20 protein-coding genes are annotated in these 25861 nt (G+C 59.3%); 12 read left to right on the top strand and 8 right to left on the bottom strand.

The window, feature by feature from the left end:
- Nucleotides 1–161 precede the first annotated feature (161 nt).
- Nucleotides 162–1214, bottom strand: coding sequence for an AraC family transcriptional regulator (locus N2601_RS07950; protein ID WP_104823295.1), 1053 nt, complete (start codon nt 1212–1214; stop codon nt 162–164).
- A gap of 289 nt (nt 1215–1503) precedes the next feature.
- Here N2601_RS07950 and N2601_RS07945 point away from each other — a divergent pair, with 289 nt between their 5' ends.
- Nucleotides 1504–2169 (top strand): glutathione S-transferase family protein, encoded by a 666-nt coding sequence (locus tag N2601_RS07945; RefSeq protein ID WP_104823294.1) that lies wholly within the window; start codon nt 1504–1506, stop codon nt 2167–2169.
- Nucleotides 2170–2234: 65 nt separating this feature from the next.
- Here the strand turns inward: N2601_RS07945 and fumC are convergent, their stop codons facing one another.
- Nucleotides 2235–3626: a class II fumarate hydratase gene (gene fumC / locus N2601_RS07940; RefSeq protein ID WP_104823293.1), complete on the bottom strand. Its 1392-nt coding sequence runs from the start codon at nt 3624–3626 to the stop codon at nt 2235–2237.
- A 417-nt stretch (nt 3627–4043) separates the two neighbouring features.
- Here fumC and N2601_RS07935 point away from each other — a divergent pair, with 417 nt between their 5' ends.
- On the top strand, nt 4044–5945 hold the full coding sequence (locus N2601_RS07935; RefSeq protein WP_104823292.1) for a L,D-transpeptidase family protein: 1902 nt from the start codon (nt 4044–4046) through the stop codon (nt 5943–5945).
- Between the two features lie 184 nt (nt 5946–6129).
- On the opposite strand, the gene N2601_RS07930 is transcribed toward N2601_RS07935, so the two are convergent.
- Entirely contained in the window at nt 6130–7299 is a 1170-nt protein-coding gene (locus N2601_RS07930) for a TIGR02281 family clan AA aspartic protease (protein ID WP_104823291.1), read from the bottom strand.
- A gap of 185 nt (nt 7300–7484) precedes the next feature.
- Nucleotides 7485–8159, bottom strand: coding sequence for an HAD family hydrolase (locus N2601_RS07925; protein ID WP_104823290.1), 675 nt, complete (start codon nt 8157–8159; stop codon nt 7485–7487).
- 195 nt (nt 8160–8354) lie between these two features.
- On the opposite strand from N2601_RS07925, the gene rpiA reads away from it, so the two are divergent.
- The 5 genes from rpiA to N2601_RS07900 all read left to right on the top strand — a co-directional run bounded on the left by rpiA (nt 8355) and on the right by N2601_RS07900 (nt 13266).
- Nucleotides 8355–9056, top strand: a complete 702-nt coding sequence (rpiA, locus tag N2601_RS07920; RefSeq protein WP_104823289.1) for a ribose-5-phosphate isomerase RpiA — start codon at nt 8355–8357, stop codon at nt 9054–9056.
- Between the two features lie 13 nt (nt 9057–9069).
- A complete protein-coding gene (locus N2601_RS07915; RefSeq protein ID WP_104823288.1) occupies nt 9070–9639 on the top strand; it encodes a DUF2059 domain-containing protein in 570 nt (189 codons plus the stop codon).
- 138 nt (nt 9640–9777) lie between these two features.
- The gene (gor, locus tag N2601_RS07910) at nt 9778–11163 is read left to right on the top strand and encodes a glutathione-disulfide reductase (RefSeq protein ID WP_104823287.1); all 1386 of its coding nucleotides are present in this window, start codon (nt 9778–9780) and stop codon (nt 11161–11163) included.
- A gap of 147 nt (nt 11164–11310) precedes the next feature.
- The gene (locus N2601_RS07905; RefSeq protein WP_104823286.1) at nt 11311–12684 is read left to right on the top strand and encodes a class II 3-deoxy-7-phosphoheptulonate synthase; all 1374 of its coding nucleotides are present in this window, start codon (nt 11311–11313) and stop codon (nt 12682–12684) included.
- A gap of 156 nt (nt 12685–12840) precedes the next feature.
- Nucleotides 12841–13266, top strand: a complete 426-nt coding sequence (locus N2601_RS07900) for a GFA family protein (RefSeq protein ID WP_104823285.1) — start codon at nt 12841–12843, stop codon at nt 13264–13266.
- An 89-nt stretch (nt 13267–13355) separates the two neighbouring features.
- Here N2601_RS07900 and N2601_RS07895 read toward each other — a convergent pair whose 3' ends face one another.
- Nucleotides 13356–13904 (bottom strand): DUF1003 domain-containing protein, encoded by a 549-nt coding sequence (locus N2601_RS07895; protein WP_104823284.1) that lies wholly within the window; start codon nt 13902–13904, stop codon nt 13356–13358.
- Between the two features lie 190 nt (nt 13905–14094).
- Nucleotides 14095–16023, bottom strand: a complete 1929-nt coding sequence (locus tag N2601_RS07890; protein ID WP_104823283.1) for an LTA synthase family protein — start codon at nt 16021–16023, stop codon at nt 14095–14097.
- Between the two features lie 190 nt (nt 16024–16213).
- Between N2601_RS07890 and N2601_RS07885 the strand changes: the two genes are divergently transcribed.
- The 3 genes from N2601_RS07885 to N2601_RS07875 all read left to right on the top strand — a co-directional run bounded on the left by N2601_RS07885 (nt 16214) and on the right by N2601_RS07875 (nt 20674).
- Nucleotides 16214–17893 carry an NAD+ synthase gene (locus N2601_RS07885; RefSeq protein WP_104823282.1) on the top strand — a complete coding sequence of 560 codons (1680 nt, stop codon included), beginning with the start codon at nt 16214–16216 and terminating at the stop codon, nt 17891–17893.
- A gap of 29 nt (nt 17894–17922) precedes the next feature.
- Nucleotides 17923–18750, top strand: coding sequence for a TolB family protein (locus tag N2601_RS07880; protein WP_104823281.1), 828 nt, complete (start codon nt 17923–17925; stop codon nt 18748–18750).
- Between the two features lie 166 nt (nt 18751–18916).
- Nucleotides 18917–20674, top strand: a complete 1758-nt coding sequence (locus N2601_RS07875) for an ankyrin repeat domain-containing protein (protein ID WP_104823280.1) — start codon at nt 18917–18919, stop codon at nt 20672–20674.
- Here the strand turns inward: N2601_RS07875 and N2601_RS07870 are convergent.
- Complete coding sequence (locus N2601_RS07870) at nt 20634–21392, bottom strand: hypothetical protein (RefSeq protein ID WP_104823279.1); 759 nt, start codon at nt 21390–21392, stop codon at nt 20634–20636. The genes N2601_RS07875 and N2601_RS07870 overlap by 41 nt on opposite strands.
- Nucleotides 21393–21621: 229 nt before the next feature.
- Complete coding sequence (locus N2601_RS07865) at nt 21622–23934, bottom strand: NADP-dependent malic enzyme (protein WP_104823278.1); 2313 nt, start codon at nt 23932–23934, stop codon at nt 21622–21624.
- A gap of 236 nt (nt 23935–24170) precedes the next feature.
- On the opposite strand from N2601_RS07865, the gene N2601_RS07860 reads away from it, so the two are divergent.
- Together N2601_RS07860 and N2601_RS07855 are read left to right on the top strand one after the other, a co-directional pair.
- Nucleotides 24171–24926, top strand: coding sequence for a glycerophosphodiester phosphodiesterase (locus tag N2601_RS07860; RefSeq protein WP_158704456.1), 756 nt, complete (start codon nt 24171–24173; stop codon nt 24924–24926).
- A gap of 112 nt (nt 24927–25038) precedes the next feature.
- Nucleotides 25039–25845, top strand: a complete 807-nt coding sequence (locus N2601_RS07855; RefSeq protein ID WP_104823276.1) for a UDP-2,3-diacylglucosamine diphosphatase — start codon at nt 25039–25041, stop codon at nt 25843–25845.
- Nucleotides 25846–25861 lie beyond the last annotated feature (16 nt).

The raw sequence follows: 25861 nt of genomic DNA, 5'->3' as shown, positions 1-25861 counted from the left end.
CGTGGACCTTTCAATGCCTTGATGTGGCGGAAGAGACGTTGCGAACGGTCTAAATCCGGCAAGGTCCAAATGCAATTGGTTGGATACGGCAACTCAATATCCCCATAGACAATTGGCGCCCAAACCGAGCTCTTGAGATAACGGTCAGCAGGGAGCGCATTTTACCGCAAGAGGCCGGGCGAGGTGCCCAATGAGGCTGGCCAGGCCGCAAGCTCGTTGGTCTGCCGCCATCGCATCGGCGTCATACCGGTCCATGCTTTGAACGCCCGATAAAAGGAATTCGTATCTCGATATCCTAGAAACCAAGCTACCTCCTCGACCCTGATCGTGGGGTCGGCCAGCAGTTGAATGCCAAGTTCGTGGCGTGCTTCGTCGAGGAGAGATCGAAACGTCATGCCCTCCGCTGTAATTCGGCGCTGTAGCGTCCGCTTGCTCATGCCCATATCGCGCGCGACATCGTCCACTTCGGGGCGGCCGCTCGCCATAGCGCGCTTCAGCACCGACTTGACCTGATCGACGAAGCTGCTTCCCGACTCCAAATCACGCATTGCCTCCGAAAGCGCTGGCGTCAGCATATGCAATAGCTCAGGATTGTGGTCGATGAACCGGCGGTCGAGGTCGGCTGACGCAAGGATAAGTCGATTTTTGGACGCCTCGAAACGGATCGGACAGCCGAAGAAGGCATCGTGTAAATCGGTGGATGGGCCAGCCCGCTCGAATTCGATCCCGACCGGGCTAAGAGCCTGCCCTGTGCCCCGCCGTCCGAGTTCGATCAGCATCGCAAAGCTGGCGTCGACGGCGAGAGCCGGTTCCGGCTCCGTGTCCGGCGGCCACTCTATAGTGAGAACAGCCCGGCCATTCTTTTCGTCGCAGAGAAGCTCATCGGGACTGCAAAGCAGCTTGAACCGTACAAGCCGCGCAATACCGTCGCGATAGCTCTCTGCGTAGGAAGCGGCGAGGAATGCCAGTTTGTGGGTTGCGGTGCTGGTTTCGCGGACCATCTTGATGCCGAACCCCGCGTCGCCGGACAGCGCTTCGATTGCACGCCAAATCCTGAAAAGTTGTGCTGTGCTGATAATCGCCGTGGGATCGTGGTGAAGCGTGGCGGGAAGGCGCGCTTGTCTCAGTACAGTTGTCGGCTGCAAGCCTAGAAGCTCGACGGCACGCCAGAATGCTTGGGGTAGCCTGCAACGATCCGCGCGAACAACCTTCATCGTTTTCCTATTCAACAAGGGCAGCCTTTGGCTGGTAGTGTCCTGAGCCCAATCATCCATGGGACTTGGTCACTGTCGCCGCCTGGACGGGCATACCTTCTGTTTGGTTTAGGGGCAGATCCCTCCGAAATCGGACACTCGAGCACTTTGGCGTATTTCGCAAGTAAATTGGCACTCTGTGCTGATGCGGCCAAGCGGCCCGGCCTTTATCTCCACTCTACGCACCTTGCTAACTGGCCGAGTGACCGGCAGCGGCAAACATGCGGATCCGTTTCTCAGGAGATCGACCATGTCACTTACATTCTACACCAACCCCAATTCCCGCGGCCGCATCGTTCAATGGATGCTCGAAGAGGTGGGGTGCGAGTACGACACCGTTCTGCTCGATTACGAACGCTCCAGTGCCGCCGACCGATGGGGTGGCGCAGCGCTTGCGCGCCCTGGCGACGCTTCCAGCCAGCGCGGCCGCTTCTTCACGGAGGTGAACCCGATGGGCAAGGTGCCGGCGATCGTTCATGACGGCCGGGTGATAACGGAGAGCGCCGCTATCTGCGTGTACCTCGCCGAGGTCTTCGCCAGCGCCGGATTGGCGCCAACCGCGGACGAGCGGGCGGATTATTACCGGTGGATGTTCTTCGCGGCCGGACCGCTTGAACAAGCTGTGACCAATCATCGGGCCGGCTTCGTTCCCGCGCCGGAGCAGGAGTTCTTTTTCGGGCACGGCAGCTACGAGCGCACCGTGGACCAATTGGAACGCGCGGTGAGCGCGAATCCCTACATCGCAGGAAATCGTTTCACCGCGGCCGACGTCTACGTCGGATCGCATATCGGCTGGGGCCTTGGGCTCGAAACCCTCCCGAAGCGTGACGCATTCTTGGAATATCTGGGTAGGATTACGCAGCGCGACGGCTTTCGAAGGGCTATCGCCAAAGGCGAGACGAAGGTCGCTGCCTGATTGTAATCACCGTAACAGGGCGCGCTTTCGGCAGATGCCGGAAGCGCCTCCCCACTTCGCAGAGTCTACTTCGGCCCAATCATCGTCTCCGGCCGGACGATCGCATCGTAATCTTCCGCCGAAACCAGCCCGCTCGCCAAAGCCTCTTCCTTCAACGTCGTGCCGTTCTTATGCGCCGTCTTGGCGATCTTGGCGGCATTGTCGTAGCCGATCTTCGGGGCAAGTGCGGTCACCAGCATGAGCGAACGTTCGAGGCCAGCCCTGATATTCTCCTCGCGCGCCTCGATGCCGACGACGCAATTGTCGGTGAAGGAGACGGCGGCATCGCCGAGCAACTGCACCGACTGCAGGAAATTGTAGGCCATCATCGGATTGTAGACGTTGAGCTCGAAATGACCCTGGCTGTCGGCAAAGGTCAGCGCGGCATTGTTGCCGAAAATGTGGGCGCAGACCTGCGTCAGGGCTTCGCATTGCGTTGGATTGACTTTGCCCGGCATGATCGACGAGCCCGGCTCGTTTTCCGGCAGCGCCAATTCGCCGAGGCCGGAGCGGGGGCCGGAGCCGAGCAGGCGGATATCGTTGGCGATCTTGAAGAGAGCGGCAGCGGCGGCATTGATGGCACCATGGCTGAAGACCATCGAATCATGGGCCGCCAGCGCTTCGAACTTGTTTGGAGCGGTAACGAAGGGCAGGGCGGTGATTTTGGCGATCTCGTCGGCGACCTTTTCGGCAAAACCGATCGGCGCATTCAGGCCGGTGCCAACCGCGGTGCCGCCTTGGGCGAGTTCGCAAAGGCCGGGCAAGGTCAGCTCGATCCGCTTGATCGAGGACGCGACCTGTGCGGCGTAGCCGGAAAACTCCTGGCCAAGCGTCAGCGGCGTGGCATCCTGCGTGTGGGTGCGGCCGATCTTGATGATGTGGGCGAAGTCGGCGACTTTCTTTTCCAATGCCGCATGCAGATGTTTGAGGCTTGGCAGCAGATGATGAACGATCTGCTCGGCGCAGGCGATATGCATCGCGGTCGGATAGGTGTCGTTCGACGACTGGCTCATATTGACGTGATCGTTCGGATGCACCGGCTTCTTGGAGCCCATGACGCCGCCCAGCATTTCGATCGCGCGGTTCGAGATCACCTCATTGGCATTCATATTCGACTGCGTGCCGGAGCCGGTTTGCCAGACCACCAGCGGGAAATGCTCGTTGAGCTTGCCGTCGATCACTTCCTGGGCGGCCTCGACGATCGCTTTGCCGAGAGCGGGATCCAACTGGCCAAGCTCCATGTTGGCCCGTGCAGCGGCCTGCTTGACGATGCCGAGGGCACGTACGATCGACAGCGGCTGCTTCTCCCAACCGATCTTGAAGTTGCCGAGCGAGCGCTGCGCCTGCGCGCCCCAATAGCGGTCGCTAGCCACTTCGATCGGGCCAAAAGTATCGGTTTCAGTGCGGGTGGAGGTCATTATCCCTGGTCCTGCTTTTCCGTTGAAAAGGATAGTTGTCATATAGGTCCGAATGGTGCCCAAGAAAACAGAGAAGGGGGATTTCATGATAGTCTTCGTCATGTTTTCGACGCGATAAGGAAAGCCGTGTTCTTTTTAACACGCTCGATAGATATTCTTCGTGGCGTCCTTATTGCCACTCAAAAACCACGCGAAAATTCAATAAAAAATTAACTAATAATTTCATAATTTTGTGTGAACTAAATCGCGAAGCCTGCTTTCGCTTTTTCACACAAAGTTGAGGCATTGAACGAAAGACGGGGTCTGGCCGTTTTCATTCTAATGGTTAAACGGTGTTTGGAACATCGCGGCCGAGTTGATTGGAAAACAGCACCGTCTGTCTCGAAGATACCGCTTGATACGGGGACTGATTAGAGAATGAAACTTGTCATGAAAGCCGCAGCATCCGTTCTGGCTCTTTCCTGCTGCCTCTCCGCCGCCGGCGCGACATCCGCGAACGCGATGACCCTCATGGATTTCATTCGCGGCGGGCAGGGGCGTCAGCAGAGCACTCAAGTTTCCGCCCCGGTCACTGCCAATCCGGCACAGACTGGTATTGGCGCCACCGCGCCAACACAGGCAAAAGAGCCGCTGCCCAGCGTCAGTGCGCCTAAATATTATACCTACAAGCCCGAGGCTATGCGCCTCGTGGCATCCAACCGTTTTGCCGATCCGGTGGTGACGGGGGCGGTCGCTGATGCGTCTTCGACGCCGGTCGCTGTCGACACCAGCGCTTCGCAGCGTCGCTATCTGACCGAAGCTCGCGTGATGGCGACGAATGATGTCGCCAAGGCGCTCGAGGCCTACTACGCCGATCAGAGCAAGCCGCTCCTTTGGGTTGCCGACAATGTCATCAACGACAAGGCCAAGGCTGCCATGGCGGTTCTGGCCGACGCGGGTTCCGTTGGCCTCGACCCGGCCGATTATGCCGTGCAGGCGCCGAGCTTCGATCCGGCAAGCGTCGACCCGACAATGCGGGACCGCGCGTTGATGCAATTCGAGCTTGCACTTTCCGGCAAGGTGCTGATGTTCGTTCAGGATACGATCCGTGGCCGTCTCGACCCGAACAAGATCTCCGGTTATCACGATTTCAAGCGCAAGGACGTCAACCTGACGCCGGTTCTCGGCCTGCTGCGTGCAAGCCCGGATGTTGCCGCCTATCTCAACAGCCGCAGCCCTTCGAACCAGGAGTTCACGGAGCTGAAGGCTGAGCTTGCCAAGCTTCACGCAGAAAGCGGCAACGACAGCACGCACATCTCCATCTCGCTGAACGGCACCCTGAAGCCGGGCGGCAGCTCGCCGGAGATGGCAAACATCGTCAAGGCTATCCAGCATCGCGGCTCGGATGCGCTGAAGGTCAAGAACGCCGTGACGCTTGCTGCCTACAAAGGCACGCCGGACTATACGCCCGAGCTCGTCTCGTTGGTCGAAGACTTCCAGAAGGAAAAAGGCCTGACGGCAGACGGCGTCATCGGCCAGTCTTCCGTTCGCGCCATGGTCGGTGAAAACAACGATACGAAGGTCCAGAAGCTGGTCATCGCCATGGAGCAGTTGCGCTGGCTGCCGAGTGAACTTGGCCCGCGCTACGTCTTCATCAACCAGCCGGCCTTCATGGTCTACTACCACAACAACAACCATGAACAACTGTCGATGCGCGTCGTCGTCGGCGGCAAGGAACATCAGACCTTCTTCTTTGAGGATCAGGTCCAGACGGTCGAGTTCAACCCGTTCTGGGGCGTTCCGCAGTCGATTATCATCAACGAAATGCTGCCGAAGCTGCGCGCCGATCCGAACTATCTCGACCGTATGGGCTACCAGGTCGAAGTCGGTGGCCATGCCGTCGCGTCATCCAGCGTCGATTGGTACGGTTCGACACAGAATGTCTCCGTGCGCCAGCCGCCGAGCAGCGACAATGCGCTGGGCGAGTTAAAGATCCTCTTCCCGAATTCGCATGCGATCTACATGCATGACACGCCGCAAAAAAGCTTCTTCAAGAAGGATATGCGTGCGCTCAGCCACGGCTGCGTCCGCCTCGCCGATCCGCGCGCCATGGCCGCTGCCGTGCTGAACACGACGGTGGACGACATCGCAAAGCAGATCGCCACCGGCCAGAACAAGGCGGTACCCGTGCCGCAGAAGTTCCCGATCTACATCGCCTATTTCACCGCCTGGCCGAACAAGGACGGCGTCGTGCAGTATTTCAACGATGTCTACGATCGCGATGCGGCAACACAGAAGGCGCTCGACGCGACCACGAAGGCGCGCACCGCACAGATCTGATTGCAGGCTCGTGTTTGAAAAAGAAAAGGCGGTCCATTCGGGCCGCCTTTTTCATGTGCTGACTTTCGTCGTCGTCGGTATGTTGCTCATTTCCGGCGCTAAATAAGGTCTGAGAAGCGCCTGGAATTGCCTCAAGGAAAATCGCGGCCGCAGGCGATGGGTGCTGTTCTTGGCCGATAGCGGATCAGTTTTTCGTCTCGATCCGCCATTCGCGGCTTCCGAATGTTACATCGAAACGTGACAGGAACGACCGACCCAGCAAGCCATCTATGTCGTCTCCCAAGGCCGCCTCGTCGCCGAGAACGATGGTGGTGACGTCGTTGGCCTCCACGTGTCCGACCTTGACCGTTGTGGATGTCGTGCGCGTACCCTGTGAGACGCCATTGGCGGTCTGCAGCGAAATGTCGCCGGCTTCGTCAAGGGGCAGCTTGGCTCGCGCCGCGAATGCCTTGGTGACGGCAATGAAGCTCGCGCCGGTATCGACGATGAATTTGCCGTCCATGCCATTGATGTTGACCTTGGTGACGATCACGTTCTTGCCCTGGGTTGGAAAGCGGTCGCTGCCCGTCGCATAGGTCGTCGCGCATTTTCCTTGCGCGGTATAATTCTTGATGATTCCGCGCACCACCGCAGTGTCGTTATGATCGGGATTGATCGATACCCAGGTCTGAAGTGGCGTGATCGCCGCGCAGTAGTCGCCGAGAGCGCGGTAGCTGTCGGAAATGCCCTGGAACACGAGACTGTTCAAGGTGGCGACGTTATCGGTAAGGCCGATAACGGAATAATAGTCGTCGATGGCATCGCTGTATTTCTTTGCGCCTTGCCGGATCTGTCCGCGCAGAAAATAGAAGTCCGGTATGCCCGGCGTCATCGCAACCAACTCGTCCGAGACCTTCATCGCTTCGCCAAAGTCGCTGAGGCCGAGAAGAATGCTTGCCGCATTTTGGAGCGCGATATTGGAAGGCGTACATTTGCGGGAAAACGCGACCAGCGCTTTCGCGGCTTCGCGGCGATACCCTTGCGTCTGCAATTCAGCGGAAAAATTATAGAGCGCATTCCAGTCGCAGGGCTCCCGGCGCAGCATGTCGAGGTAGTTGGCCATTGATTTGCGGCCGGCAACGACGTTCGGCAGCGGCTCAATTTCGTATTTTTCATAGACGGCGAGCAGTGCTGGGTCGGGCTTCGCGGCGGTTGCTTCTTCGAGATAGCCGACGACGCGGTCGCCATAGATATAGAATGCCAGTGCCGCGCATAGGGCGGCAAAGATTGTAAGTGTGCGAATGATTGGCGCGAGCCATCCTCTGCGAGAGGGCAATCTACCGCCATTGCGGTCTTCAGGATCTGCTACCAGCAAGCGCGCGCTCCGCCATCAAATTGCCCTCTGCGCTTCCTCCTTGGTGCAGACTGCTGGCTGATTTGCGTCGCAATTTCCGGCCGACATCACGTTTGTATTGAAGCGTCGATAAGTTGTGGCGTAGCAGCGTGAATCGCGCAAGGGCCGCTACAACTTTACCAACGGATTGCTGCCGATATCCGGCTCTATGCCGCTAACAGATCGCGTACGAGCGCCGGAGTCAGTTCGTCATAATGCGCGATGACTCGGCTCGGACCGAGCGTGTCGACGCTGACGTCGGAGTAGCCGAAGGGGACGGCGATGGAGGGGACGCCGGCATTGCGGGCAACCAGAATGTCGTTGATGCTGTCGCCGATCATCACCGTCCGGCGAAGGTCGCCGCCGGCGCGCTCGACGGTGCCGATCAGGTGCTCCGCATTCGGTTTGCGAACGGTGAAGGTATCGCCCCCGGTGATGGCCTCGAAATAGTGGGTAAGCCCAAGCCGGTCCAAAAGGGTGCGTGCGAGCGCCTCCATCTTGTTTGTGCAGACGGCGAACTTGTAGCCTTGCGTTTTCAATACCTCTAACGCGGCAAGCAGACCCGGATAGGGTTGCGTCAGGCCGGGCATCGTTTCGGTGTAGTGGGCGATGAATCGCTGCAATAGCGCCGGCAGTTCCTCCGGCTTCAATATATAGCCACGCAGCTTGCAGGCGCGTTCGATCATGACCTGAGCGCCGTTGCCGACGAGATAGGTCAGGTCGCCATAGCTGACCGGCGCCAATTCCAATGCGGCAATCGTGTGGTTGAGGCTTTCGACGAGATCCGCATGGGTATCGAGCAGCGTGCCGTCGAGATCGAATACGACAAGGGGAGATTTCACGAGGAATTGGCCTTTGGGTAAGAAGAAGCGGGTCTTTTGGAGTTAAAAGATCGGGCTGGCAATTGCAACCAAAGCCTCTTTAAGCCCCGCCGAATATGGCCGCGGATTTCTATGAAGCGCCGTTATTTTGGCTTTCGTTTGCAGGGAGAGCCGTGTAAACAGCACTCCAACGTAATAAACGGGAGCATGTGGCGCATGGACGCCCGCCAATTGAAGATCGAAGCTGCAAGAGCGGCTCTGGCCCATGTCGAGAGCGGCATGCGGCTCGGGATCGGCACGGGCAGCACGGCGGAAGAGTTCGTCCGGCTGCTCGCCGAAAAGGTTGTGGCAGGCCTTGTGATTGAAGGCGTTCCGACCTCCGAGCGTACCGCGCGGCTCTGTGTCGAACTCGGCGTGCCGCTGAAGTCGCTCGATGAACTTCCAGAGCTCGACCTCACCATCGACGGTGCAGACGAGGTGGATGGCGCCCTGCGGCTGATCAAAGGCGGCGGCGGTGCGTTGCTGCGCGAAAAAATCGTCGCGGGCTCGTCGGCACGGATGATCGTCATTGCCGACGAGAGCAAGGTCGTCGAGACGCTCGGCGCGTTTCCGCTGCCGATCGAGGTCAATCCCTTCGGCCTCGTTTCCACCCGTATCCAGATCGAGAAGGTGGCGTCCCGCCTCGGCCTTTCCGGCGCGCTCAGCCTGCGCCAGTCGGGTGGCGGCAACTTCGTTACCGACGGCGGGCATTTCATTATCGACGCATCTTTTGGCCGCATTCCTGATGCAGAGGCGCTGTCGATTGAGCTGAATTCGATTCCCGGTGTTGTCGAACACGGGCTCTTCATCAACATGGCGACACTTGCGATCATTGCCGGTCCCGCCGGCGCGCGCACGTTGCAGGCGAACAATACATAGGAGCACTGAACTCATGATCAAAATAGCGGGTCTTGGCCGTTTTGCCGCTGCGACCATCGTTCTTTCAGGCATCGCGCTCGGTTCCGCAAGCGCTCAGGAAGTCACGGAAGAGCAGATCAAGGCCGCACGGGCGGCGATCAACGCGCTTGGCATCACGAACCAGTTCGACAACATCCTGCCGAATCTCGCCGAGCAGTTGAAGAGCACGATGATCCAGGCGAACCCGAACTTCGGTGACGCCATCAATTCGTCCGTCGACGCAACCGCACTGGCTCTGGCGCCGCGCCGCGCCGACCTCGAGCGGGAAGCCGCTGTGACCTACGCAAAGGCTTTCAGCACCGACGAGCTGAAGGCGATCGCCGATTTCTACAACTCCCCGGCTGGCAAGAAGCTTCTCAAGGACGGCCCGATCGCAACGCGCGCGCTCTACAAGGCCGCCGATATCTGGGGTCAGGGCATTTCGCGCGATCTCGCCAACCAGAGCAGCGATGCTCTGCAGAAGGTGGTGAAGGCTCCGATCGTTTCCCCGCCGACGGATGCCACCAACAACGCTCAGCCTGCACCGACGCAGAAGCAGAAGTAAGCCTGATCCTTTCCAGGCCCTCGAATTTCAAAGCCCGGATATCGTTCCGGGCTTTTCTTTTTGCCCTTCGAAATCCTATATCAGTGCCGACCCCTTTTCGGCGCGTCGCGCGCCCTTCCATTTCTGCAGGAGTATTCGATGTCTTCCTTCGATTTCGATCTTTTCGTCATTGGCGGTGGTTCCGGTGGCGTACGCGGCGCGCGCGTCGCCGCGTCCCTCGGGAAGAAGGTCGGCATCGCGGAGGAATATCGTTATGGCGGCACCTGCGTTATCCGCGGCTGCGTTCCGAAGAAGCTCTTCGTCTATGCTTCGCAGTACAGCGAGCATTTTGAGGATGCGGCGGGATTCGGCTGGACGGTAGGCGAAAGCACCTTCGACTGGAAGAAGCTGATCGAAGCGAAGGATAAAGAAATCGCCCGCCTGGAAGGGCTCTATCGCAAGGGGCTCGACAATGCCAAGGCCGAGATCTTCGATACTCGCGCCGAGCTGGTGGATGCCCATACGATCCGTCTGCTGAAAACAGGCAGAACCGTCACCGCCGAAACGATCGTTGTCGCCACCGGCGGTACGCCGAACCTCCATGCGGCGCTGCCCGGCCACGAACTCTGCATCTCTTCCAACGAGGCTTTCCACCTGGAGGAGCTGCCGAAGTCCATCCTGATCGCCGGCGGCGGCTATATCGCCGTGGAATTCGCCAACATCTTCCACGGGCTCGGTGTCGAGACGACGTTGATCTATCGCGGCGCCGAGATCCTTTCGCGCTTCGACCAGGACCTGCGCAAGGGCCTGCATGAGGCAATGGAGGCCAAGGGCATTCGCATCCTCTGCCATGACATCATCGAGAGCGTGACGAAGACGGACGATGGCCTGAGCGTTCTGACGAAGAACGACAAGCGGCTGACGGTGGACACGGTGATGCTGGCGCTCGGCCGCACGCCGAACACGAAGAATATCGGGCTCGAAGCTGCCGGCGTAGCGATCAACGAACTCGGCGCCATCATCGTCGACGAATATTCGCGGACATCGGTGCCGAACATCTATGCGCTTGGCGATGTCACCGATCGGGTACAATTGACGCCGGTGGCGATCCACGAGGCAATGTGCTTCATCGAAACCGTCTACAAGAACAATCCGACCCGTCCGGATCATGAACTGATCCCCACTGCCGTTTTCTCGCAGCCGGAGATCGGCACGGTGGGCCTGACTGAAGAGGAAGCCGCCAAGCGTTATCCGGAACTCGAAGTCTATCGCGCCCAGTTCCGGCCGATGAAGGCGACCTTGTCGGGTCGTAGTGAGAAGATGATCATGAAGCTGATCGTCAATGCCGCCGACCGCAAGGTGATCGGAGCGCATATTCTCGGCCATGACGCCGGCGAGATGGCGCAGTTGCTTGGCATTCCCGTGAAAGCCGGCTGCACCAAGGAAGATTTCGACCGCACCATGGCCGTTCACCCGACGGCCTCCGAAGAGCTGGTGACGATGTACACGCCAAGCTATCGCATCCGCAACGGCGAGCGCGTATAAGGAATAGGCTAGTAATTCCACGGTGCATCAAAGACCTCTCGAAGAGATGGTTCGCCTTTGCAAGCGGCGGGCAAAGGTTTATAAGCGCGCGTTATTTATGGCGACGGGACACTTGGCGAAGACCGGGTGCGGAAACAGGTGAGTGAGATGGCAGACAATTGGACACCGAGCAGTTGGCGGCAAAAACCGATCCAGCAGGTGCCGGAATATCCGGATCAGGCAGCGCTGGAGGCTACCGAAGCGCAGCTTGCAAGCTATCCGCCGCTCGTTTTTGCCGGTGAAGCTCGTCGTCTGAAGGCGCATCTTGCCAACGTCGCCGAAGGCAATGGTTTTCTGCTGCAGGGTGGTGACTGCGCCGAAAGCTTCGCTGAGCATGGCGCCGACACGATCCGCGACTTCTTCCGTGCCTTCCTGCAGATGGCCGTCGTCCTCACGTTTGGTGCGCAACTGCCTGTCGTGAAGGTCGGCCGCATTGCCGGTCAGTTTGCCAAGCCGCGGTCTTCGAACATCGAAACGCAGAATGGTGTTTCGCTGCCGAGCTATCGCGGCGACATCATCAACGGCATCGAGTTCACCGAAGAAGCGCGTATCCCCAATCCGGATCGTCAGATGATGGCCTACCGCCAGTCTGCCGCGACGCTGAATCTGCTGCGTGCTTTTGCCATGGGCGGCTACGCCAACCTGGAAAACGTGCAGAAGTGGATGCTCGGCTTCGTCAAGGACAGCCCGCAGGGCGAGCGCTATCGCAAGCTTGCCGATCGTATCGGCGAGACCATGGATTTCATGAGAGCGATCGGCATCACGGCCGAGAGCAATGCGAGCCTGCGCGAGACCGATTTCTTCACCAGCCATGAGGCGCTGCTTCTGGGCTATGAAGAAGCCTTCACCCGCGTCGATTCCACGACTGGCGACTGGTATGCGACCTCGGGCCATATGCTCTGGATTGGCGACCGCACGCGCCAGGCCGATCATGCCCATGTCGAGTATTTCCGTGGCATCAAGAACCCGATCGGTCTGAAGTGCGGTCCTTCGCTGCAGGCGGACGATCTCATCAACCTGATCGATGTTCTGAACCCGCAGAACGAAGCCGGCCGCCTGACGCTGATCTGCCGCTTCGGCCACGACAAGGTTGCCGACAACCTGCCGCGCCTCATCCGTGCCGTCGAGCGCGAGGGCCGCAAAGTCGTATGGTCCTGCGATCCGATGCACGGCAATACGATCACGCTCAACAACTACAAGACGCGTCCGTTCGAACGCATCCTGTCGGAAGTGGAAAGCTTCTTCCAAATCCATCGCGCCGAAGGCACGCATCCGGGCGGCATCCACATCGAGATGACCGGCAAGGATGTGACCGAATGCACGGGCGGCGCCCGCGCCGTCGGCGCCGAGGATCTTCAGGATCGTTACCACACCCATTGCGACCCGCGTCTCAATGCCGACCAGGCGCTCGAGCTGGCGTTCCTGCTCGCCGAACGCATGAAGGGCGGCCGCGACGAAAAGCGTCTGCGCGCGCACGGCTGATCGAAGCTGTAAAATCATCATCTGCGAAAAGGGTCGGTTACGCCGGCCCTTTTCTTTTGTGCTCTTGCAATCAATCTCGCTGAATCCTGCTTCATTTCTTTGCATTTGACGAGAACGTCATCATCGTCAAACTTGCTGAAAAAGAGAAGGATCAGCATGAACGACGATCACACCGGTGCCTGCCTTTGCGGCAGCGTACGTTTCAAGACACATGGCCCATTGCGGGAGGTGGTCGGCTGCCACTGCTCGCAATGCCGCAAGCAGACGGGGCTCTATTACGCGGCGACTAATGTCCCCCTCGACAACATCACGATCGAAGGCGAAGACGCGATCACATGGTACCGCGCCAGCTCCTTTGCCCGTCGCGGTTTCTGCCGAACCTGCGGTTCGGCGCTTTTCTGGGTAGCTGACGAGGCCAAGGAAATCTCGATCATGGCCGGCCTCTTCGACAGCCCTAGCGATCTGAAACTGGCCTATCATATCTACTGCGCCGACAAGGGCGATTTTTACGAGATCGACGATGGATTGCCGCAATACAGACAGGGCCGGCCGGGATTGCTGACGGCGGGGCCTTCGGATTAGGTTCTTGTCGGCTGGCGCGACACTTCCAAAGCCTCGCAACTACCGCCTCGACGGGCGATCCGACTATCTGCTGCCCGAGGTCAGCCAGCTTAGACGATCGACCCGCCGCTACTCTTGTCTTCGATCCTACTGCTCAGCCGTGCGAATTCCTCGCGCAAGGCGGATAGTTCCGTCAGAACGTGCAGGTCGATCTTCTGATGCAGGGAGAGAACTTCCAGTTCCGCCTTGAGATTGACTTCGTAGTCCTTTGCGGCCTCGAAGCGGTCGCGTTCGGCCTGGCGGTTCTGGGACATCATGATGATCGGGGCCTGGATCGCGGCGAGCATGGAGAGGACGAGGTTGAGGAAAATGAAGGGATAGGGGTCGAAGGCGCGGGTCATCAGCACGATGGTGTTGACGACGCACCAGACGACGAGGAACGCCAGGAAGGCGAGTATGAAAGACCAGGAGCCGCCGACGCGGGCAATGCTGTCGGCGAGGCGTGCGCCCGTGGATGCCTCGGCAGAAAAGGCGGCGTTGATGTCGGTGGAAACGATTTTCCGCTCATGCGCCTTTTTCAATACACGCTTTTCGATCTCGCCGAGTTCCTCGGCCGTTTTGTCGAAATGCTGATGAACGAAATTGGGTAGATTATACATGGGAACGCTCCGAAGACTTGGTCGCTTTGGCCGCAAGTATTCGACTGCCCGATGGAATTGCAATGCAAAAAGGGTTGCAGTGTAGAGCGGTTCAGCGTTTCACGGAATCGCTCTCATCCGAGAGGATCGCTTTTGGACGTACCAACAAGCTTGACTAAGACGGATACTTCGCACTTTTCCTGGAATTGCTCTAACTGCCCTGGCTGACCAGCCAGGCATTTGATGGGAAGAAGCGGTCGAGCCCATATTCATGTCCGAACATCATGTCATGCTGTAGAGAGCGGTAGTCGCGTATCAGCGGATCGAGGTTTTGCTCTTTGCGAGCCCAATCCGGAAACGCCTGATTGTCGCGCGTCGCGAGCTGATAGCGATCGATGATGGTGTATTTCTTCTGCAAGCGGCCGAGAAAGCCGGTGTAGAAAGGATGCTCGTAGCCGGCGGTCTTCAGGATATGATAGGGCAGTTGCGACGGGCTGATCGTTCCAACATCCCTGCGCACGCCCTTTTTGCTCGACCAGATGACCAGCGGTGTTTCATGCTGCCGCTTCATCACATCGAGCGACGCTTTTCGGGTCGCCACCTGTTCGGGCATGTAATTCGTATCCGGATAGACCGTGCCAAGCGGCGGCAGATGATCGCCCCAGAGGACGATAATCGTCTCGCGATCGCGCTTCGAAGCCCAATCCATCAGCGTTTTCAAGCTCTGGTCGGCTTCCCGAACGCCTTGCGCATAGGTCGCGAGCGTGTCGCGATCGGCGTCGCTCAGATCGCCTTTGATATCGACCGTATTCTCGGCGTAGCGATGCGCATCATAGGGACCGTGACCCTGCAGGGTGACGGCGAAGAAGAAAAACGGCCGCTCCATGGCGTCGCCCTCGCGCATGATCTCCTTCATCAGCGAGTCGTCGGAGGCAAAAAGGCCGCGTTTTTCCATAGGCGGCATGGTCTCCTCGGTGCGGAACTCCTCGAAACCAAAAGCCTTGTAGACTTCGTTGCGGTTCCAGAACCAGCCGCTGAACGGATGGATGGAACGCGCTGCATAGCCTTCGCCGCGGAAGAAGGTGGCAAGTGAGGGCATCGGCCGGCGGACATATTGCTGATAGGGAATGCTGCCATAGGGCAGGAAGGCGTTGGAGAAGCCGGTCAGTGCCTCGAACTCGACATTGGCGGTCATGCCGCCGAATTCGGGAGAGAAGACATAGCCCGACTGCGCCGCGCGGATGTTCGGCATGGGATCGGGCGTGAAGGTCAGATTGGAAAGCCTTGTCGGATCCCAAAAAGACTCGCTCATCAGCATGATGATGTCGGGCTTTTCGCGTGGGCCGGAAAGATAGCCATAATTGCGGGCGGGTATGGCGTCGATCGCATTTTGTCCATATCCGCCAGGCGCTTTGACGTCCGCCATCGGCAGATTGAGCGAGAAGGCGATGATGAAGCCGTTGTAAGCGTAATTTTCCTTCTGATCCCAGACGATGGGGATGATGCGCAGTTTTTCGCGGATGAACGAATTTTGCGTCGGATCCATCTGCGAGACGAAGACGGTCATGAGCGGCAGGCAGACGGAGAGCCGCGCAACCCTCTCATTGCGCGAAAGCGCTGTCGCATGTCGCCAGGCGTAGCGCCAGAGGAAGGCGAGCGCGACAATCGAGGCGATGACGCCGACAGCGACCGCAACCGCGGTCCACGGGCGCTCGCGCACGATCACCGGCATGAGTTCCAGGATCTGGTGCGCAAAAAGGAAATCCGAAGGATAGAGGGGATCGGAAAGATAATACTGTTTCTGGTTGGAGATAAGGGCCGGAACCAGCACCAGAGGCACAACCACCAAGATCGATGGATGCGCGCGGCCGAACACGGCGTCAAGCGCCAGCATCAGGAGCATGACGATGCCGATCGTGGTGAAGCCGGGATGAATAGGCGAATCGAAATAGCCGGGAAGATCCGTCAGCTCACCACGCGCAATCCACTCGACGGCGATGACGGTGAAGAGCGCAAGCAGGAAGGTCAGCGCAAGGCTCTGAAGCTGGCGTAAAACCGTCGATCGTCGGCTCGTCGCACCAAGCTTTTGCAGAATGGCAAATCTGCCAGCCAACACGGAACTGGGGATCAAGGCGACCAACGGCCCTCTCCAATTGTTACAAAACCGTCACATAATTGTCGCCTCTCTGTCATGAATGGCGGCTGAACCGCAAGGCTTACTTAGTATTTTTTGGTGGCGAAATATGTCCTCTAAGAGCAGCGCCATCTTTGGCGCTTGAAGAGGGCCGAAGGCTGTTGCGGAACGGGGTGGCGCTCGCTAAATATATGGCATGACAGAACAAAGCCCCATCACCCAGACCATCCGCATCGCTGTCGCGCAACTCAACCCGACAGTCGGCGATGTCTCCGGCAACCTTGCCAAGGCGCGGGAAGCGCGGGCCGAGGCGGCGCGCGAGGGCGCGCAGCTCGTGTTGCTGACGGAGCTGTTCATCTCCGGTTATCCGCCGGAGGATCTGGTGTTGAAACCGGCCTTTATCCGCGCCTGCCGGAAAGCTGTGGAGAGCCTTGCTGCGGATACTGTCGATGGCGGCCCGGGCGTTGTCATCGGCTTTCCCCGCCAGGACGACACCGGTCGCTACAATTCGGTCGCTGTGCTCGACGGCGGCAAGATCATCTTCATCAGAGACAAGGTCGATCTGCCGAACTATGGCGAGTTCGACGAGAAGCGGGTCTTCGATGAAGGTACCGTTGCGGGGCCGGTCAATTTTCGGGGTGTTCGCATCGGTATCCCCATTTGCGAGGAAATCTGGAACGATCTCGGCATCTGCGAAACGCTAGCCGAAAGCGGGGCGGAAATTCTTCTGGTTCCGAACGGCTCGCCCTACTATCGCGGCAAGGTCGATGTCCGTCACCAGGTCGCGTTACGGCAAGTGATCGAGTCGGGTTTGCCGCTCATCTTTGCGGCCCAGGTTGGCGGTCAGGACGAACTGGTTTTCGACGGTGCAAGCTTCGGCTTCAACGCCGACAAAACTCTGGCCTTCCAGATGAGCCAGTTCGAAACCGCGTTGGCGGTGACGAGCTGGAAGAAGAACGGCAATGGCTGGCATTGCGCCGAGGGTCCGATGGCGCATATTCCGGAAGGCGAGGAGGCAGATTATCGCGCCTGCCTGCTGGGTTTCCGCGACTATGTGAACAAGAACGGCTTCAAATCGGTCGTGCTTGGTCTTTCCGGCGGCATCGACTCGGCGATCTGCGCTGCGATTGCCGTCGATGCGCTGGGCGAGGAGCGCGTGCGTACCGTCATGCTGCCCTACCGTTATACATCGGAAGATTCCCTGAAGGATGCGGCCGATTGCGCCAAGGCACTCGGCTGCCGCTACGACATCGTGCCGATCGAGGAGCCGGTGACCGGCTTCACCTCGGCGCTTTCCGATCTATTCGAAGGGACCGACAGCGGCATTACCGAGGAAAATCTGCAGAGCCGTGCCCGCGGCACCATTCTCATGGCGATTTCCAACAAATTCGGCTCGATGGTGGTGACCACGGGCAACAAGTCGGAAATGTCTGTTGGATATGCCACGCTCTATGGCGACATGAACGGCGGCTTCAATCCGATCAAGGATCTCTACAAGATGCAGGTCTATGCGCTGTCGCGCTGGCGCAATCTGCATGTGCCGCCGGGAGCGCTTGGCCCATCGGGCGAGGTGATCCCGTTCAACATCATCGACAAGGCGCCGTCTGCCGAGCTGCGGCCGAACCAGACGGACCAGGATTCGCTGCCGCCCTATCCGGTGCTCGACGACATCCTCGAGTGCCTGGTGGAAAAGGAAATGGCGGTCGAGGAGATCGTTGCGCGCGGGCATGACGTCGCAACCGTCCACCGCGTCGAGCATCTGCTTTATCTCGCCGAATACAAGCGCCGCCAGTCGGCACCGGGCGTGAAGATCACCAAGAAGAATTTCGGTCGCGATCGGCGCTATCCGATCACCAACCGGTTCCGCGATCGTTGATCGCAACGCCCGTGGCGAATGGAGAGGCAATGCGCAGCTCGGTCGAGATCTACAATATCCGCACCGGTGAAAACCGCGTCGTCTGGCAGACCGAGCGGCTGGTCGAGGCGCCGAACTTTTCGCCGGATGGGCGCCACCTCCTGCTGAACGGCGATGGCCTGCTTTATCGGCTTCCGCTAGACGGCAAGGCCGAGGCCGTTCAGGTCGATACCGGTTTCGCGACGCTCTGCAACAACGATCACGGCATATCGCCCGACGGTTCGCTGATCGTCATTTCCGACAAGACGGAACACGGCAAGTCTTGCATCTATGTGCTGCCGGCCGAAGGCGGTACGCCGCGACAGGTAACGCGCAATTTGCCCTCCTATTGGCATGGCTGGTCGCCCGATGGGCGGCGGTTTTCCTATTGCGGCATTCGTGACGATATCTTCGATATCTATACGATCTCGATCGACGGCGGCGAAGAGACACGGCTGACGCATGGCGAGGGACGCAATGACGGCCCTGACTATTCCGCCGATGGGCAATGGATCTATTTCAACTCCAGCCGCACTGGTCTGATGCAGATATGGCGCATCCATCCCGATGGGACCGGGCTACAACAGATCACCAACGACAACTACGGTAACTGGTTCGCCCATCCGTCGCCGAAGAACGATAAGGTCGTGCTGATCTCCTACGATCCAGATGTCTTCGACCATCCGCGCGATCTCCATGTCCGGCTGCGGCTGATGGATATGGATGGCGGCAATCTGACGACGCTGTTCGAGCTCTTCGGCGGGCAGGGGACGATCAATGTGCCGAACTGGGCGCCCAATGGCGATGAGTTCGCCTATGTCCGCTACGAGCCGGCCTGATCGCTCTGGACAGGCCAGACGGCTCGCGATAAGTTCCGGATCGTTCGCAGGGCGCATCCGATCCGCGGGAAGGGCAAGGCCCACCTGATGTATAGAACGTAAGACTGCCACACCTCTTTTCAGTCTGTGGGCGCGGATACCGGACGTGAATGAAAGGAGGTCTTTCGTGACCACGCGCTCTCTGGCGGGCAATGCCACCGTCGATTCCCTGAAAAAACAGGCCAAGGCTTTTCTGAAAGCCGTTCATTCCGGTGATTCATCGGCACGCAGTCGCGTCGCACCGTATTTCGCCGATGCGCTCGAAGTCGGGCTTCAGGACATCCAGCTTGTTCTTGCCCGCGAATATGGCTTCTCAAGCTGGACGAAACTCAAGGCGCATCTGGAAGGCGCCAATCGCGAGCAAACTCCCCTAGATCAGCTTGCCAATCAATTCCTGTCGCTGGCGACGGTTTCCTATTTCTCCCATGTTCCGGCAGATCCGGCACGCTTCGAGGAGGCGCTGCAATTGCTGGAGGCTCATCCTGAAATTACCGGGGACAGCATCTACATTGCCGCGGCGCTTGGCGACGCCGCCGGTGTGGCGCGCTGGCTCGATCGCCAGCCACAGCTTCTCGATCGGAAAGGCGGGCCTTACGATTGGCCGCCCTTGCTCTATGCCGCCTATGCTCGTTTGCCCGGTCGGTCCAGCTTGTCGGCGGCGCGAGTCCTTGTCGAGCGTGGGGCCGGTCCCGACGCCTTCTTCCTCGACGGCGGCCAATATCGCTTCACGGCGTTGACCGGCGTCTTCGGAGAGGGCGAAGCCGGCAAGGTCCGGCAGCCGCCACACCCTGATTGGGAGGCTTTCGCGCGCCTATTGCTCGACGCCGGCGCGGAAGTGAATGACAGCCAGGCGCTCTATAACCGGATGTTCGAGCCCGACAATTCCTGCCTGGAATTGCTGCTTGAATACGGGCTTTCCGCCGCCGACAAGAACAATTGGCTGGTGCGCGAAGACGGTCTGATGGTGGCGAATTCGCAGACGGTGTTCGACTATCAACTGGCTTGGGCCTGTGAAAAGCGCATGGGCGCGCGCGTCAGGCTGCTGGTCGAGAATGGGGCTGACGTCAACAAGCCGGTCAATGGCCGAACGCCCTTCGAATGGGCGCGGATCGGTGACGACAAGGATCTTGCGCTATACCTTGTACAGAAGGGCGCTGTTGCCGTTCGCTTGAAGCAGGAGGATTGGCTTTACCTTCAAATAATGACCGGCGAAATATCGATTGACCAAATGAGACGAATGGTGCCGGACCTCGACATTCCCGCGGCGATGCGGCGAACCCACCCAGCAATGCTGCACGAAGCTGCGGCGGACAATGCCTTCGAGCCCGTCCGCCGCATGCTGGCGCTCGGCCTCGACGTCAACGCCATGACCAGCCGCACGCCGCTGCATGAGGCTGCCTTGCATGGCCACATCGATATGGCGAAGCTGCTGATCGAGCATGGGGCCGACACCTCCATCCGCGATGCCTATTACTATTCACCGCCGATCGATTGGGCGGAGTATAACGGCAAGGAGGAGATGGTTGAATTCTTGAAGACACAACCACTCGATATCTTTGCCGCGGCTGCCTTTGGCCAAGTTGAGCGATTGGCCGCATATCTGAATACGCATCCTGACCGGATGAACATCCGCTTCGGCGATTTCCGTCCACACGGACAGGCGAGCGCAGAGCGCGACTGGTTGACGCCGCTCGGCTTTGCGATCCGCAATGCTCAAGTCGATGCGATGCGCCTTCTGCTGGAGCGCGGCGCGGATCGTTCGGTGAGGGATGCATCCGGCCGCTCATACAGGGATCTAGCGCGGGAGACAGGCAATGAGGCGATCGTCTCGCTGCTCAAAGCGCCTATTGTGCCGGTTGAGGACCAGCCGCCTTTGGATGTTTGAGATCGAGGCTGCCCTGGTCGGTCGCGAGGAATTGCGGCCCGACCTGGCGCACCTTGTTTGCTGAGGGATCGTAAGGCCGGTCCGCTGGCATTTGTCTGGGCTGAATTTGGGTAATCGACGGTGCCGGTGTCGCCGGCATCTGCCGTTGTGGGAGTGTCGCGTCTGTCCGGGGCTTCTGCGTCTCGATGGTCGTCACCGAGCTTTCCGGTTCCGCCAGCGACTGTTCTTGTGGCGCATAGGGTTCCGGCTTCAGTCGGGTATTGATAACAGTGTCCGGCTGGGCCGACGCCGGGGCGTTGCAGCCCTGCCGTTGCATGGCAATGAGCAATTGCCGACGCTGTGCCCTTTCAGCGTCGATCCGGGTCAAGCTCAGCTCACGTTCATCCATCAGTGAACCCAGGTCCTGCTCCATGCGGTCCAGCGAGTTCTCCATTTCATCGCAGTCGCCGCTATCGCCTGAGCCGCCGATATTCACCATGCTGCTGTCGTAAGAGCAGCCCTGAATACGCATATCGCTCTTGAGCCGGCGGATCATGGTATTTTGTTGGGCGATGGCGCGCGAAAGCTGCCGTGTCTCAGTGCTGGCGCCGACGACTTCCGTGATATTAGCATACCGGCCATGCAGTTCGTCGCAGATGGTATTCGTCTGTGCAAAAGCCGGCGATGCAGCCAGCAGGGACAGTAAAAGACAAGAGACGTAATTTCTGCCGCGGTTCACGATTTTGCTCTTCGAAAGCGGTTCGACTTTGAAAAACGATACAGCGTGGAGCTTAACAACAAACCTATCAGAAATACGGTTCGGGTGGGAAAATTCTTGCGAAATGATCGCGGATGCGGCTCAGGCCGCCACTTGTCACCGCCTGGTGAGATCGCCGGGCTGTAGTTGAATCCGGCCGCCAATAGCTCGTCGGGGCCGCCTCAGAGGACGGCCGCGACGAGCTATTCGCTCAATTCGGCTGAGAAGCCTCGACCACAGCAAGGGCCGCCATGTTGACGACGCCGCGCGACGTGACGGAGGGCGACAGGATGTGCGCCGGAAGCGCCGTGCCGAGCAGGATCGGGCCGACATGCAGGCCATCGGTCATGGTCTTGACCACACCAAGCGTGATGTTGGCCGCGTCAAGATTTGGGAAGACGAGCAGGTTCGCTTCGCCGGAAAGCGTGCTGTCGGGCATGACGTGGCGGCGCAGGCTTTCGGAAATAGCGCTGTCGCCGTGCATTTCGCCGTCGACTTCCAGCTCCGGTGCCATCTCGCGGACAAGCGCCAGCGCCATGCGCATCTTGGTTGCGCTTTCCGACTCCCGCGAACCGAAGTTCGAATGCGAAACGAGGGCGGCGCGGGGCGAGATGCCGAAACGTTTGATTTCTTCGGCCGCCAGCACCGTTGACTCGGCGATCTCCTCCGCATTCGGATTAAAGTTGACATAGGTGTCGGTGTAGAACGTCGCGCCACGCTGCGAGATCAGCAGGCTGAGCGCCGAGAAGTCGCGAACATCGGAGCGTTTGCCGATGATCTGGCGGACGATGCGCAGATGGCGCTCGTAACGGCCTTCGAGGCCGCAGATCAGCGCGTCGGCTTCGCCGCGCTTTACTGCCAGGGCGCCGATGACCGTGGTGTTGGTGCGTACGATCGTTCGCGCCGCTTCCGGAATGACGCCGCTGCGGCCGACAAGCGAGAAGTAGAGGTCGACATATTCGCGGAAGCGCGGATCGTCTTCCGGATTGATGACGGCGAAATCGGTGTTCGGCCGGATCTTCAAGCCATAGCGCTTCAGACGGGTCTCGATAACGGAGGGACGTCCAATGAGGATCGGAGCAGCGGTGCCCTCTTCGAGAAGAACCTGGGCAGCGCGCAGTACGCGCTCATCCTCGCCTTCGGAGAAGACGACGCGCTTGCGCTCTGCGATCTTCGCGGCGGCGAAGATCGGCTTCATGATGAAGCCCGAGCGGAAGACGAAGCGGTTGAGTTCGTCCATATAGGCGTCGAAGTCGGCGATGGGGCGCAGGGCCACGCCGCTTTCGGCCGCAGCTCTCGCAACGGCAGGCGCAATGCGCAGGATCAGACGCGGATCGAAGGGCGAGGGGATCAGATAATTCGGCCCGAAGACCGGCGTTTCGCCGCTATAGGCGCGGGCGGCGACATCGGACGGCTCCTCGCGGGCAAGCGAGGCGATGGCGCGCACTGCGGCCATCTTCATTTCCTCATTGATCGTCTTGGCGCCGCAATCGAGCGCCCCCCGGAAGATGTAGGGGAAACAGAGGACGTTGTTGACCTGGTTCGGAAAATCCGAGCGGCCGGTGCAGATCATCGCGTCCGGCCGGGCGGCACGGGCGAGATCCGGCATGATTTCGGGTGTCGGATTGGCGAGCGCCATGATCAGCGGCTTTTCCGCCATCTGCTCCAGCAGCTCGGGCTTCAGCACGCCGGCGGCGGAGAGGCCCAGAAAGACGTCGGCGCCGGGGATCGACTCGGCAAGCACGCGCTTGTCGCTCTTCTGCGCGTAGATGGACTTCCATTCGTCCATCAGCTCGGTACGGCCCTCATAGACGAGGCCCTCGATATCGTGGACCCAGATGTTTTCGCGCTTGGCGCCAAGGATCACCAGCAGGTTGAGGCAGGCGAGCGCGGCGGCGCCAGCGCCCGAGGCGACGATCTTGACCTCCTCGATCTTCTTCCCGGCCAATTCCAGCCCGTTGAGAATAGCGGCGGCAACGATGATGGCAGTGCCGTGCTGGTCGTCGTGGAAGACCGGGATTTCCATCTTCTCACGCAGGCGACGTTCAACGTCGAAGCACTCGGGCGCCTTGATGTCCTCGAGATTGATGCCGCCGAAGGTCGGCTCCAGCGCCGAAATCGTGCTGACCATCTCATCGACGGTAGGCGCGGCGATTTCGACGTCGAAGACGTCGATGCCGGCAAATTTCTTGAAGAGTACGGCCTTGCCTTCCATCACCGGCTTGGAGGCAAGCGGACCGATATTGCCGAGACCGAGGACGGCCGAACCATTGGATATGACCGCGACGAGATTGCCGCGCGAGGTGTAGTCGAAAGCCGTTTCCGGATTGTCGCGGATGGCAAGGCAGGGCGCGGCAACGCCGGGAGAATAGGCAAGCGCCAGGTCACGCTGGTTGCCGAGCGGCTTCGTCGCCTGGATTTCCAGCTTGCCGGGGCGGGGATAGCGATGAAAGAAGAGAGCCTGTTCGTCGAGATTGCCGCTCGCCATGTTCTTGGCTGCCTTCGATGTGTCGTGCGTATCCATCACGCTTCTCCGTTTCTGCTTGCGCACTCGCGCTTTTTGAGTCCCTGCATACATCAATCACTCAGGGTGCACAGTATGCAATTGACGCAGAGGAAAGGTTTTTTGCAGCGCCGTTTTCACAATTGTTTTTCTTGTCCCGCAACGGTGACATTCGAGCCCGATGGTAAGCGAAAAGTGAATGCGTCATAAGGGGTTCATGGCGTGAGCCTATGAGGGCAAAAAACAGAGGAGCCCTCATGACCCTCATCGCTTCCCACCGCGGCGGTTCGCATCTTTGGCCCGAAAACACCCGGCTCGCCTTTTCCGAAACCGCTAAACTCGATGTCGATCTCGTCGAATTCGACGTGCATCAGACGCGTGACGACAAGCTCGTCGTCCATCACGACGCGCTGATCGACCGCATGACGGGCGGCAAGGGCGCGATCGCCGATTTAAGCTATGACGAACTGATGCGCCATATCGTCATCGGCAGCGGCGGCGAGACCATCCCGACACTTGCCGAAACCATCGACATCTTCGGGCCGTCCGCGGTCGACCTTCGGCTGGAGATCAAGACGAGGCTGGACGGCAAACCCTATGCCGGCATGGAAGGCCGTATTGCGGACGAGTTGCTGGCGACCGACATGCTGAAGCGGACAATGGTGACCAGTTTCGCGCTCCCGCGCCTGGAAGCCTTCAGTGCCGCGCTTGAGGAGCGTGGCCTGAATGTCGGCGAGCTTCTCGGCCTCATCTTTCTCTGTTCGCCGCAGACAGCCGCGCAAATCGGCTGGAGAGGTATTCTTGCCGCGCTTGGCCGGTTTGGCGTCCACGAGATTGCCTTGCGGGCCGACACCATCGATGCCGAAGTGATGGACCTTTTTCGGAAAAGCGGCGTGACGGTGCATGGCTGGGCGGCGCATACGAGTGAAGCGGCAAGGGCGATGTTTCGCCTCGGCGTCGCAAGTTTCACAACCGATCGGCCGGATCTCGCCATAGCTGCAAAGCGCGGCTGATCGTCCGCAACAGGCCTCTAGCACAGGATTTGTCATCATCCTGAAACACGAGTCTGATTTTGGAATAGCCAACGTAGGATAGGGCACGGACATTGAGTTCGTGAATGAAAACATGAATGTCAGGCGGTTTCGAACGCTATTCATTTCTGACGTGCACCTGGGCTCGAAAGCAGCCAAGGCGGACTATCTGATCGATTTTCTGCGTCATCACGAAGCGGACACCATCTTCCTTGTCGGTGATATCGTTGACGGCTGGCGGCTGAAGCGCACTTGGTACTGGCCGCAAGATTGCAACGACGTGGTGCAGAAACTGCTGCGCAAGGCGCGCAAGGGCACCCGCATCGTCTATATCCCCGGCAATCACGACGAATTCCTGCGTGATTTCCCCGGCATGCATTTCGGCGGCATCGAAGTGGCCGAGCGGGCGATCCACGAGACCGCCGACGGCAAGAAGTATCTCGTCCTGCATGGCGACGAATTCGACGTCGTCGTTCGCAACGCGCGCCTGCTCGCCTATCTCGGCGATTGGGCCTACGATATGGCCATCCTGATCAATGTCGGCCTTGCCGCCGTTCGCCGCCGCCTGAACATGCCCTATTGGTCGTTCTCGGCCTGGGCGAAGCTTCAGGTCAAGCATGCGGTCAATTTCATCGGCGAGTTCCAGCGTGTCGTGGTCGAAGAGGCCAAGCGCAACGATGCCGACGGCGTCATCTGTGGCCACATCCATCATGCCGTCATCGAGGACTTCGATGGCATCCGCTACATCAACACAGGCGACTGGGTCGAAAGCTGCACGGCGATCGCCGAGCATGAAGACGGCACGTTCGAGCTGATCACCTGGCAGTCGATCACCGAGGCACAGCCGGTCAGCGCCGCCGTCGAGGACGTGTCGGAAGCGCTCGGGGCACAGGCGGCGTAATTTGCGCCGCTTCACG

The organism is Rhizobium sp. CB3060, from assembly GCF_025200735.1.
Taxonomy (GTDB): domain Bacteria; phylum Pseudomonadota; class Alphaproteobacteria; order Rhizobiales; family Rhizobiaceae; genus Rhizobium.
Note: the sequence above shows the minus strand (reverse complement) of the source record. Positions and strands in the feature narration are given on the sequence as shown.